The organism is Staphylococcus kloosii (assembly GCF_003019255.1).
Lineage (GTDB): Bacteria > Bacillota > Bacilli > Staphylococcales > Staphylococcaceae > Staphylococcus > Staphylococcus kloosii.
The window spans coordinates 2,526,666-2,538,592 of record NZ_CP027846.1 but is presented as its reverse complement, the minus strand read 5'-3'; the positions used below and the strand labels follow the sequence as shown (position 1 = coordinate 2,538,592).

16 protein-coding genes are annotated in these 11,927 nt (G+C 32.4%); 9 read left to right on the top strand and 7 right to left on the bottom strand.

The window, feature by feature from the left end; all coding sequences use genetic code 11:
* Positions 1-117 precede the first annotated feature (117 nt).
* From C7J89_RS12680 to C7J89_RS12665, 4 genes are all read left to right on the top strand, one after another.
* Positions 118-507 (top strand): tautomerase family protein, encoded by a 390-nt coding sequence (locus C7J89_RS12680; RefSeq protein WP_103295778.1) that lies wholly within the window; start codon positions 118-120, stop codon positions 505-507.
* 266 nt (positions 508-773) lie between these two features.
* Positions 774-1,850, top strand: coding sequence for a branched-chain amino acid aminotransferase (locus C7J89_RS12675; protein ID WP_061855415.1), 1,077 nt, complete (start codon positions 774-776; stop codon positions 1,848-1,850).
* Between the two features lie 186 nt (positions 1,851-2,036).
* Entirely contained in the window at positions 2,037-2,729 is a 693-nt protein-coding gene (locus tag C7J89_RS12670; RefSeq protein WP_061855414.1) for an HAD family hydrolase, read from the top strand.
* Positions 2,730-2,798: 69 nt separating this feature from the next.
* On the top strand, positions 2,799-3,188 hold the full coding sequence (locus C7J89_RS12665; RefSeq protein WP_061855413.1) for a hypothetical protein: 390 nt from the start codon (positions 2,799-2,801) through the stop codon (positions 3,186-3,188).
* Between the two features lie 52 nt (positions 3,189-3,240).
* Here the strand turns inward: C7J89_RS12665 and C7J89_RS12660 are convergent, their stop codons facing one another.
* Together C7J89_RS12660 and C7J89_RS12655 are read right to left on the bottom strand one after the other, a co-directional pair.
* The gene (locus C7J89_RS12660; RefSeq protein ID WP_061855412.1) at positions 3,241-3,903 is read right to left on the bottom strand and encodes a deoxynucleoside kinase; all 663 of its coding nucleotides are present in this window, start codon (positions 3,901-3,903) and stop codon (positions 3,241-3,243) included.
* On the bottom strand, positions 3,896-4,513 hold the full coding sequence (locus C7J89_RS12655; protein WP_061855411.1) for a deoxynucleoside kinase: 618 nt from the start codon (positions 4,511-4,513) through the stop codon (positions 3,896-3,898). The genes C7J89_RS12660 and C7J89_RS12655 overlap by 8 nt, the downstream gene beginning before the upstream one ends.
* Positions 4,514-4,576: 63 nt before the next feature.
* On the opposite strand from C7J89_RS12655, the gene tadA reads away from it, so the two are divergent.
* The 3 genes from tadA (at position 4,577) to C7J89_RS12640 (ending at position 6,622) form a co-directional block, all read left to right on the top strand.
* Positions 4,577-5,068, top strand: a complete 492-nt coding sequence (gene tadA / locus C7J89_RS12650) for a tRNA adenosine(34) deaminase TadA (RefSeq protein ID WP_103295777.1) — start codon at positions 4,577-4,579, stop codon at positions 5,066-5,068.
* Positions 5,069-5,166: 98 nt separating this feature from the next.
* A complete protein-coding gene (locus C7J89_RS12645) occupies positions 5,167-6,036 on the top strand; it encodes a Cof-type HAD-IIB family hydrolase (RefSeq protein WP_061855409.1) in 870 nt (289 codons plus the stop codon).
* A gap of 19 nt (positions 6,037-6,055) precedes the next feature.
* A complete protein-coding gene (locus tag C7J89_RS12640; RefSeq protein ID WP_061855408.1) occupies positions 6,056-6,622 on the top strand; it encodes an NADPH-dependent FMN reductase in 567 nt (188 codons plus the stop codon).
* A gap of 289 nt (positions 6,623-6,911) precedes the next feature.
* Here C7J89_RS12640 and C7J89_RS12635 read toward each other — a convergent pair whose 3' ends face one another.
* The 5 genes from C7J89_RS12635 to C7J89_RS12615 all read right to left on the bottom strand — a co-directional run bounded on the left by C7J89_RS12635 (position 6,912) and on the right by C7J89_RS12615 (position 10,295).
* Positions 6,912-7,247 (bottom strand): transcriptional regulator, SarA/Rot family, encoded by a 336-nt coding sequence (locus tag C7J89_RS12635; protein ID WP_061855407.1) that lies wholly within the window; start codon positions 7,245-7,247, stop codon positions 6,912-6,914.
* Positions 7,248-7,270: 23 nt separating this feature from the next.
* Positions 7,271-8,071: a hypothetical protein gene (locus C7J89_RS12630; RefSeq protein WP_142381015.1), complete on the bottom strand. Its 801-nt coding sequence runs from the start codon at positions 8,069-8,071 to the stop codon at positions 7,271-7,273.
* Between the two features lie 291 nt (positions 8,072-8,362).
* On the bottom strand, positions 8,363-9,241 hold the full coding sequence (folE2, locus tag C7J89_RS12625) for a GTP cyclohydrolase FolE2 (RefSeq protein ID WP_103295077.1): 879 nt from the start codon (positions 9,239-9,241) through the stop codon (positions 8,363-8,365).
* A 14-nt stretch (positions 9,242-9,255) separates the two neighbouring features.
* Positions 9,256-9,921 (bottom strand): bacillithiol biosynthesis deacetylase BshB2, encoded by a 666-nt coding sequence (gene bshB2, locus C7J89_RS12620; RefSeq protein ID WP_103295076.1) that lies wholly within the window; start codon positions 9,919-9,921, stop codon positions 9,256-9,258.
* A 14-nt stretch (positions 9,922-9,935) separates the two neighbouring features.
* Positions 9,936-10,295, bottom strand: a complete 360-nt coding sequence (locus C7J89_RS12615) for a YojF family protein (RefSeq protein WP_061855403.1) — start codon at positions 10,293-10,295, stop codon at positions 9,936-9,938.
* A gap of 445 nt (positions 10,296-10,740) precedes the next feature.
* Here C7J89_RS12615 and hxlA point away from each other — a divergent pair, with 445 nt between their 5' ends.
* Positions 10,741-11,373, top strand: coding sequence for a 3-hexulose-6-phosphate synthase (hxlA, locus tag C7J89_RS12610; protein WP_061855402.1), 633 nt, complete (start codon positions 10,741-10,743; stop codon positions 11,371-11,373).
* Positions 11,374-11,375: 2 nt separating this feature from the next.
* Positions 11,376-11,924: a 6-phospho-3-hexuloisomerase gene (gene hxlB / locus C7J89_RS12605; RefSeq protein WP_061855401.1), complete on the top strand. Its 549-nt coding sequence runs from the start codon at positions 11,376-11,378 to the stop codon at positions 11,922-11,924.
* Positions 11,925-11,927 lie beyond the last annotated feature (3 nt).

Sequence of the window (11,927 nt, the reverse complement as noted above, 5' to 3'; positions counted from 1 at the left end):
TTTTAAGTGCTTTATTTTTATCTTAAATAGTATAGAGAAAACAGATGAGTTGTAAACCTTTATAAATGAGCTAAAATAAAATTTGAATAGAATATATTAATTTAAGGGGGCTATTTTATGCCAATTATTAAAATAGATATGATTAAAGGACGTACTAAAGAACAGATTAAAGAAATTTTAGATGTATCTTACGAAGTGATGTTAGACGCATTTGATGCACCAGAAGGCGACAGATATCAAATCGTTACACAACATGAAGATTACGAAATGGCTATATTAGATACAGGGCTAGGCGTGGAAAGAACGGATGAAGTGCTAGTATTTACTTTAGTATCTCGTCCACGTACGAAAGACCAAAAAACTAAGTTTTATCACAATTTAGTATCACAATTACATGATGAGTTAAATATACGTAAAGAAGATGTCATGATAAGTTTAGTAGAAAATACCGATGAAAATTGGAGTTTCTTTAACGGCGAAGCACAATTCTTAAATGGAGATTTATAACGGACATCGCATAATTAACGTTTTAATACGCAATAATTTTACTTTTTAACACAATAAATAGTAATATAAAGGTCAAGGGTGCTGACCTATTTATAGTGTAAATCCAGCTCTCATACAACAATATTTTCTTAGCTATAAATTCATTTTAAAGAGCATCTATTCGAAGGCTCAAAATTTTAAATTTTTTGAAAATTATTGAATGCACCTCAAACGATTGGTATAATTGACTTTAATTAAAATTTTAGAATTAACTGGAGGAATAAATCATGTCAGAAAAAATTGAATTTGTACAACGTGAAAACTTAAAAGAAAAGCCAGATCCAAGTGATTTAGGTTTTGGTAAATACTTTACTGACTATATGCTAAGCTTCGATTATGATTTAGATCAAGGATGGCATGACCTAAAAATTGTGCCATATGGACCAATTGAAATTTCTCCAGCAGCACAAGCGTTACATTATGGACAAGCAGTATTCGAAGGATTAAAAGCATACAAACATAATGGTGAAGTCGTATTATTTAGACCAGAAGAAAACTTTAAGCGTATTAATAATTCCCTAGGTAGACTAGATATGCCTAAAGTTGATGAAGATGTTTTATTAGAAGGGCTAAAACAGTTAGTCGATAAAGAACGTGACTGGGTACCAGAAGGTGAAGGTCAATCATTATACATCCGTCCTTACGTTTTTGCTACAGAAGGTATGTTAGGTGTAAGACCATCTTATTCTTACAAATTACTTATTATTTTATCGCCATCAGGTTCATACTATGGTGGAGAATCGTTAAACCCAACGAAAATTTATGTAGAAGATGAATATGTACGTGCCGTGCGAGGCGGTGTAGGACATGCTAAAGTTGCAGGTAACTATGCAGCAAGTTTAAAAGCACAAACAAATGCTTCTAAACAAGGCTATGACCAAGTATTATGGTTAGATGGTGTTGAACAAAAATATATCGAAGAAGTTGGTAGTATGAATATCTTCTTCGTAGAAAACGGCACAATCGTAACGCCAGCATTAAACGGTAGTATCTTACCAGGTATCACACGTAAAACGGTTATCGAATTAGCTCAACAATTAGGTTATGATGTTGAAGAACGTCGCGTATCTATTGATGAATTAATTGAATCTCATCGTAAAGGTGAGTTAGATGAAGTGTTTGGTACAGGTACTGCAGCTGTAATTTCACCAGTCGGTCAATTAAAATATGGTGAAGAAGAAATTGTTATTAACAATAACGAAACAGGTGCAATTACACAAAAACTTTATGATAATTATGTAGGCATACAAAGTGGTAAACTTGACGATCCACAAAATTGGAGAGTTGTAGTTCCTAAATATTAATATTTAATATCGTTTTAAGGCAAAGTCAAAACTACGGTCATTTTAAATATATACATAGTTACTTACTGGTTGTATTTATTATTTAAAATGACGTTTTGATATTTGCCTTTTTTTAATGTAATGACTAAAGTGAAAGTAGTAAATGAATACAACAAGTAATGATAAATACGTAGGAGATGTAATTTGATGAAGTGGATTTTATTCGATAAAGATGGCACATTAATATATTTTGATCGTAGTTGGATGACCATTGGTTTACAATTAGCTGATGATTTTATTGAACGTTATAAGCACAAAATTGCTAATGTAGATGCAGCTTATAAACGTTTAGGAATCGTGGACGGTGAAATTCAACAAGGTACGATTATGGCTTCGGGCGCTTTAGATAACATGATAGCAACATTTAATGATATTGCGGAAGAAGATGTGACACAATGGGTACAACAACGTAGTCAAACGTTAGTCGACAATCGCGTTCCTGATAATGAGTGGGTTGAAGGTGCGTATCAAACTTTAGAAAATTTACAACAGCAAGGGTATAAGATGGGCATCGTAACGAGTGATTCAAAAAAAGGTGTCGATCAATTTTTAGAGGTTACGCAAAGCGCTAAATTTTTTGATGTGGTTATTTCTACAGAAGCAAATGCCGTAGAAAAACCAAATCCAGAAGTATTAAAACCATTATTTGATAATCATGATGTGGACCCTAAAGATGTTGCGATTGTTGGTGATACAGCAAATGATATTAAAACGGGTAAGAATGCTGGCTTAGGATTATCTATCGCTGTATTAACGGGTGTGGATATAGAAGAAAGTTTTGGCGAAGCGGATTATATTATACCGACAATGAATGAAATCATCGATATTATAAATCAATAGGATTCATAATGCTGATGTGTCATAATATATAAAACATATATTATGAGTTTCTTAAAAGAGGTGTTGGCGATGATTGATGGCAAATATGCGATTTATAATAATGAAACATATAAAGTAGTAAGTATTCATGGTAATGAAGTACTTTTAGTGACTGAGGATGAACGCGCCGAAGAACAAGGATTCATTGCTCAAACTAAAGATCATACATTACACACACTATATTATAAACATGTAGCTAGAGATGATTTAGAAGAACTTTATGAGCTTTTTCAAGAAGCAAGATATGAAGGCGCAATTTTTGATTATTATCAAGATAGTGATGGCAATCAATATATTGGAACTAACGATAAAGAAAAGGCTAATACATTTGGCTTGAGTCAAGTTGATGATAGTTATTACAACAAAATAGTCAATGATGACGAGATTGATAAAATTATTAACCGTAGTCATATTGAATAATAAAAAGGTTGAAACAAGGCACTTTAAGCCAGTTTCAACCTTTTATTGATTATTAACGTTGATCTACTTTTCTATAAGTATCGATAACTGATTTGATTTTGTTGATGACAACGTCTAGTGAATCTGGGTCCGCATGTAAATCATATTCATTGATATTTACACGAACGACCGGACACACATTAAACTGGCTAATCCAAGTTTCATAACGTTGAAATAATTTTTGCCAATATTGTGGGTCGGTATCGATTTCCATTTGACGGCCACGTTGTTGTATACGATTAATTACTTCGTCATAATCACATTCTAAATAAATAAGTACATCTGGTTTAGGAAAATAAGGTGTCATCACCATAGCATTAAATAATTCAGAGTAAGTGTTAAAGTCTTCGTCTGTCATTGTACCTTGTTCTTCATGCATTTTAGCAAAAATATCAACGTCCTCGTAGATTGAACGATCTTGGACAAAGCCGCCACCATATTCAAACATACGTTTTTGTTCTTTAAAACGTTCCGCTAAAAAGTAAATTTGTAAGTGGAAGCTCCAACGTTGAAAGTCGTGATAAAATTTATCTAAATAAGGATTATGCTCTACATTTTCGAATGACGTACGGAAATTTAGACGGTCTGCTAAGGCTTGAGTTAAAGTTGATTTTCCTACTCCTACAGTTCCAGCAATAGTAATCACTGCATCTTGTGGAATACCATAATTATTCATCTTTCGTTCCTCCTATAAGTGGTCGTACAAGTTCTAATATATGTTGATAATCATCGTCTTGCGTTACAAAATCAAGTGTCGAAGTATCAATTTTTATGACATTCTGGCCATCGGCTTTTAATGTATTGTAAAAATGAGTATAATCTTCTTTTAGAGCAAATAAATAATCGTCAGATATTTGATGTTCAAAGCTGCGGTTTCTTTTAGCAATTCTTTGTTGTAGTACTGATAAATCAGCGTCTAAGAAGATTATGATATTTGGCATCTGCAAGTCTTCGGTTAGAATGTCATATATACGCGTGAACTTTTCATATTCAGTCGATGTCAGTGTATTGTGTGCGAAAATTTTATTTTTATAAATATGATAATCGCTAACTATACCTTGGTGAATTTGTGCTAGATCTTGAAATTGTTTATATCGATTACATAAAAAAAACATTTCTGTTTGGAAACTCCATTTTGATATATCATCATAGAAGTCAGAAAGAAATGGGTTTTCATCGATAATTTCATTTTCTTCGTAATAATTTAAATCTTGGCTTAATTTATGCGTTAAGGAAGATTTCCCAACGCCAATAGGGCCTTCGATTGCTATAAATGGTTTATTCATGATTAACGCTCCAAATGTTAAAATAGACAATAAGTATTGTACCATATGTGAGGTGTCAGACACATGACAAGTGATGAAAAATATATGAAAGTTGCAATAAATGAAGCTTTAAAAGCGCAGTACATCGGTGAAGTGCCAATAGGTGCAGTCATTGTAAAAGACAATAAGATTATTGCACGTGCGCATAATTTAAGAGAAACACGCCAAGACCCAACAGCACATGCTGAATATTTGGCCATTCAAAAAGCAGCTAAAATAGTTGGAAGTTGGCGCTTGGAAGACTGTACATTATATGTAACGCTAGAACCATGTGTCATGTGTGCAGGGGCAATCGTAATGAGTCGTATACCAAGAGTTGTATATGGTGCGAGTGACCCTAAAGGTGGTTGTAGTGGTAGTTTAATGGATTTAACACAGGAACCACGTTTTAATCATAGAGCTATTGTAGATAAACATATATTAGCAGAGGAATGTGGCGAATTATTACGTCAATTCTTTAAAAATATAAGAAAAAAGAAAAAAATCAGCCGAACAGACGATAATACAAACACGTAAAGTTTTGTTAAACTATATAATGTGTTATAAACAGTGCGCGTATTTTTTAGTTTACAGGCTAGTGTGTAACTTAATACAGAAGGGGACGAAAATTTATAATGATAAAATTAATTGCAACAGATATGGATGGCACATTATTAAATGCTGCACATGAAATTTCAGAGGAAAATATTCAAGCTATTGAATATGCGCAATCACAAGGTATTACCGTAGTTATTGCGACAGGTCGCGCATTTTATGAAGCGAATACGCCTATCGCACAAACTGATTTGAAATTGCCGTACATTTGTTTGAACGGGGCTGAAGTTAGAGATGAGTCTTTTAACATTAGTAGCACTTCAAACTTAAATCGAGAATTAATTGATAGAATTACAGACGTTCTTAATAGAGAAAGTATTTATTACCAAATCTATACTAACATTGGTATTTATACTGAAAACCCACAACGTGATTTAGACATTTATATCGATATTGCAGAACGTGCGGGACAACAAGCTGACGTAGAAAAGATTAAAGCAGGTATACAAAAAAGAATCGATAATGGCACTTTAAAAGTTGTCGATAATTATGACAAAATTAAAGATACACCTGGGGAAATCGTTATGAAAATACTTGCTTTTGATAGTGATTTAGAAAAAATTGATCGCGTAAGCGAAGAATTGGCACAATCAGGTAGTTTAGCAGTGTCATCTTCTTCAAGAGGTAATATTGAGATTACGCATGCTGATGCTCAAAAAGGGATAGCGTTACAAACGATTGCCGACAGACTAAAGGTTGATATGTCTGATGTTATGGCAATAGGCGATAATTTAAATGACGTCTCTATGCTTGAACGTGCTGGTTATTCTGTTGCAATGGCAAACGCTACAGATGAAGTTAAAGCAACTGCTAAATTTGAAACTGAATCAAATGAGAATAGCGGTGTTGGTAAGGCAATTATGAAATTACTTAAAGAATATAACAACTAATATTAGAGGTGACTTAATAATGAAAGGATTAATTATAGTTGGTAGCGCAAAATTAGGCTCCCATACTACAGCTTTATCACAATATTTGAAAGGTCATTTTGAAGAACACGACTTCGAAACAGAAATATTTGATTTAGCAGAAAAGCCAATACATCAATTAGATGTTTCAGGTGCTTCAACACCTACAGAAACTTATAAAAATAATTTAGCTGAATTACAATCTAAAGCTCGAGAAGCTGACTTTTTCGTTTTAGGTAGCCCAAACTACCACGGTTCTTATTCAGGTATTTTAAAAAATGCTTTAGATCATTTAACTATGGACGATTTCAAAATGAAACCCGTTGGTTTAATCGGTAATAGTGGCGGTATTGTTAGTGCAGAGCCATTATCTCACTTACGTTTAATAGTACGTACTTTATTAGGTATTGCAATACCTACACAAATAGCTACTCACGATTCTGACTATAATAAACTTGAAGATGGTACGTTATATTTAGCGAACGAAGAGTTTCAATTACGTTCTAAATTATTTGTTGATCAAATTATTTCTTTCGTTAAAAATAGTCCATACGAACATTTAAAATAATGTCCGGGGCACAATAACCTTGAGTTCGACAATAAACGTCAATTGCTATTGAACTATAGTAATTGACGTTTTTTAATTTATCTAACTATAGTAAGTTGAATGTGAAGGCAATTGTGGGATTTTCAAACAAAAGAGCAACAAGTTAAATATAAAAAGAACTAATCTGTATAACTGATATGCTCCCTTCAAAGTTTACATTTTTAAGTGTCTACTTTGAAGGGTGCAGTTCATAACAATAGATTAGTTTTTGATTTGAAATATTATTTGTGTTACTCAAAAATATTAATGATTATGTTGCTGCTATTAATTTACTAACTATAGAATGGTATTGTTGTAAAATTTTGTTAATACCTGCTAAATCTATGTCATATAAATAAATGCGTCTTTCGTCATGTAAGTCTCTTTCTTTTTTTAGTAATTTAAGACTGATTAAATTACTTAATTGTGATGATATTGGCGTGTTTTTATTATATAACGATTTTTTTAATTCGGAGGCTTCAATACGCGTTTTATTAATTTCAGCTATTTTATCTAAAATTACGATTTCAACTAACGTAATATTTAAGTTTTGTTTTACTACTTTTTTAATTAAGGTTCTTTTTTCTTCATATTTAATAATATTCATGTTTATCACCAACTTTATAGATTTTATTTGAGCTTACTTAATTGGGACATTATATTTTTATCTAAAATGCGCTTTGCATGTTTTGTATTCATGTTATTTTGTTTTGGCCATGTTTCTGGTAAGCAATGATACATTTGTTCAAAACGTGAGGCATAGTCATTGTATGTATGGAAATGATAGTTTTGCCAGGTATAAGTTTTGGTAGATTGCTCGAGTAACCATTTAGCGTTATGAGTAACTTTCGCAATCGAAATATAATTAGATAATGTAGTTTTCATAAACTTTGAAAATTCTCGAGATAGGAAGCAATGATTGACGTAATGACTTTGAGCGATATGTTTACATGGAAGTTTATTTAAACAATGCGTGTTGATATAAAGGATTACATTTTTAATTAATGTATAACCGTAAGAGATTTGAGTGGATTGATTTGTATGTAAATCGGCGTTAAAGGTATTACATATTTGTTGGAAATATAAATTGATTGTATGTTTGAAACGAGATAATTCATTTTGATGTAAGGCATATAATGCATTTATAAATAATTGATTACTTGGATAATTTAAAGTCTTAAATTGTGAGGTGTGAACGTTATATATATCGTAAAAATAATGATGATTTATAGATAATTTTAATAATGAAGCGTGATGTGGGAAGATGATAGTTTGGTCAAAGTCAAAGACGTGAAAGACATCGCCTATATGATAATGTAGCAATTCGTTGTTTTTTAAGAGGGACATATTGCCGTTAATAATTAAATAAACATTAACACGACTTAAATTTGTAAGTCCTTGTACAGCGTTTTGGTTATTAAACATCGTCAATGTGAAATCCACACTTAATCACCACACAAAATAAATGATTATATATGAATGGTTGAAATTGCTTAATACACATATCATATAGTAATTATTTTAATATGTTTTTCATTTAATGGGGGTATTATTTTTTTACTCTTTATGTTTATTTATTTACATTATTTTTGGTATTTTTACTATAAGCTAAAAAAATTAATGCTAAAATTAAAAATTTTAGTTTTAAACAAAAAAACTGGAATAATCACATGTAAACATAGTTACATACAATGAATTATTCCAGTAAAAATTCAAGACTTATTATTTTCTATATTTTATTTTTGCAAAAGCATCATGTTGATGAATAGATTCTTCATTTCTACATTCAATATCGAAACCTTCAATCCATTCAAATCCTACTAAATCGGCAGCAATAAGACGAATAAGATCTTCTACAAAGCGTGGATTTTCATATGCACGTTCTGTAACACTTTTTTCATCAGGGCGTTTTAAAATAGGGTATAATATTGAGCTTGCATTAGCTTCCATTGCATCTAAAATAATTTCTTTGTAATTATCATTTAACGTCGTATCTTTATCTAAATAAGCTTTTACAGTTACATAGCCACGTTGATTATGCGCTGAATACTCACTGATTTCTTTAGAACAAGGACATAGTGTCGTTACTGCAGCATTAATTGTTAATTCTTTACGAGTAATAGCATCTCCCTCAATTGCTAAACCGAATGTAACATCAGCATTACCTATCGCTTTAATGTTAGTGACTGGGCTTAATCGATTAAAAAACCATTTACCCGAAACATCTACGCCGGCAGAACTTTGCTTCATACTCGTTTGTAGTGTGCGTAACACTTCGTTTAGTGAAGTGAAATTAAGTTGGATACCATTATCGTAATGTTGCTCAACACTTTCAAGTATACGACTCATATTGATACCTTTTTCATCTTGGTTCAAACTTGTAGAAAAACTAAAAGTACCTGCAGTTTGATAGTCGTCAATTCGGACAGGGTAAACTAAGTTTTTAATACCTACTTCTTCTATATCAAATAAAAAGTTTTTGTTCGTGCTTTGTAAGTCGGTCATTTCCTCTTTAACGACAGGTTTTGTACCTTCGATTGGATCGACAGAACCGAAATGTTTCCATCTTCCTTCTCTTGTAGATAAGTCTAATTCAGTCATGCTATTGCCTCCACTTAAGATTCAAAGTTATAAGTCCAATACGGCTCAACTTCTAAGAAACTATTCGCTTCACCGTCTACATCAGGGGTAGCTAATTGTTGTAAAAATGGACCTGTTTGTGATGCGTGTGCCTCAAAAGCACGTAATTTAACATCCTTATAATCACTGATCTTATTTAAAATATCAGGCTCGCCGAGTTTTTCTGGTGCATCGTTACTAAAAGCAACCAATTGTAATCTAGGTCTTTCATCTTTTGGCATTTTACCAACAGTTCTAACGACTGCTTCTGCCGTTGCTTCATGGTCAGGATGCACTGCGAAATTAGGATAGAATGAAATGATTACTGAGGGTTGTAATTCATCAATTAGAGATTTTACCATATTATCCATTTCATCATGTGGTTCAAATTCAACTGTTTTATCTCGTAATCCCATTTTACGTAAATCTTTAATACCTATTGCTTCAGCAGCAGCTTCAAGTTCACGCTCACGAATATTAGGTAATGATTCTCTCGTAGCGAATGGTGGGTTACCTAAATTACGTCCCATTTGGCCGAGCGTTAAACAAGCATAAGTAACCGGCACGCCATTATCAATATAACGAGCTAACGTTCCAGCAGATGAGAACGTTTCGTCGTCTGGGTGTGGAAAAATTACGAGTACGTGTTTTTCTTCTGACATATTTTCGTCCTCCTCTATATGTTAAATGGTTGTGTACTAATTTCTAACGTTGCAGCTAATTGTCCTTCATAATTAAAGCCAGCAATGAGAAATTCATTATTATCATTAATTTCAAAATGGGTTAATCCTTGAACATAAACCCAACCACTATTTACTAATTTTAAACCTACGCGATATGGATCTTTTTCTCCACCTTTAAGTTGAGCGTGTTCAAAAGTTATCTGGATGTTTCTTAAAAATGTACCAGCATTAAATACGCGTTGATCGAAATGGTTTGCATAAGCACCATTTGTAGTTTCAACGTGAATGTATACTGGTTTATTCGCGTAAGAATCGAGCAAAGATTGTACTTTGTCATATTCTATTAATTCCAACAAATTCACTCCTTATCGTAAGAAAATGCTAAAAATGAAGTCTGTTTAGCATTACTTTGCTATATGTTGATAATAGCAACCAAATATTTATAAAAAGAACAAAATAATTGGAACTTTGTTCTTATGTTTGTCATATTAATGCTTACATATCATGGTTAAAATTGATTATCTTTATATTCTACTAAAAACAAGTGCAGAAATGTACATGTATGCTCAATTAAATGCAAATTTGAATATCAATGATACATGATTTTAACGAGAATAACTAGTAATTATAATGAAAAGCTTAACTGTCACTTGGTTATTTACAAAATTACCTATAAGTTTAATGCGAATTATATGGGGTAAACCATTAAAGGAATTGATTTGAGCAATATGAATGTATAACGTGTTTAATTCACGTAAAATAACAGTATAATTGATAACTTTGAAAGGATGAATATGAATGGAACTACAATTAGCAATTGATTTATTAAACAAAGAAGAAGCAGCAGAATTAGCTAACAAAGTAAAAGATTACGTTGATATCGTAGAAATTGGTACGCCTATCGTTATTAATGAAGGTTTACCTTCAGTTCAACATTTAGACGATAACATTGATGGCGTGAAAGTATTAGCAGACCTTAAAATTATGGATGCTGCAGGATATGAAGTAAGTCAAGCTGTTAAATATGGCGCTGATGTAGTTACAATTTTAGGCGTAGCTGAAGATGCTTCAATCAAAGGCGCAGTTGAAGAAGCGCATAAAAACAATAAAGAATTATTAGTTGATATGATTGCTGTTCAAGATTTAGAACAACGCGCTAAAGAATTAGACGCATTAGGTGCAGACTATATCATGGTACACACTGGTTATGACTTGCAAGCAGAAGGTGTTTCACCATTAGATAGTTTACGTAAAGTTAAATCAGTTATTACTAATTCAAAACTTGCTGTAGCAGGTGGTATTAAACCTGATACAATTGAAGAAGTAGCTAAAGAAGAACCTGATTTAATCGTAGTTGGTGGCGGTATTGCGAATGCTGACGATCCAGTTGCGGCAGCTCAACAATGTCGAAACGCGATTGATGGTAGATAATTATGGCAGAAATTACTAATTATAGATTAATGTTGGATGAATTAGATCGTACATTATCTAATATTAAAGAGAATGAAGCTAAGACGTTTTTAGAACAAGTGATTTCAGCTGACAATGTCTTTGTTTCAGGTAAAGGTAGATCTGGATATGTAGCTAATAGCTTTGCCATGCGACTAAATCAACTTGGCAAACGTGCACATGTCGTAGGAGAGTCAACGACACCTTCTATTACAGAAGAAGATTTATTTGTTATCGTTTCTGGTTCAGGTTCGACTGAACATTTGAAAATCTTAGCTGAAAAAGCAAAAAGTACAAATGCTCAAGTTGTGTTATTAACAACTAAACCAGAATCACCAATTGGTAAGTTAGCTAACTCCGTTATTGAGTTGCCTGCAGGAACAAAATATGACTCGGAAGGCTCAGCGCAACCATTAGGTACTTTATTCGAACAAGCAACACAAATTTTCTTTGATAGTATCGTTTTAGATTTAATGGAAGCATTAAATGTAGACGAGAACACAATGCAACAAAATCATGCTAATTTAGAATAAAGC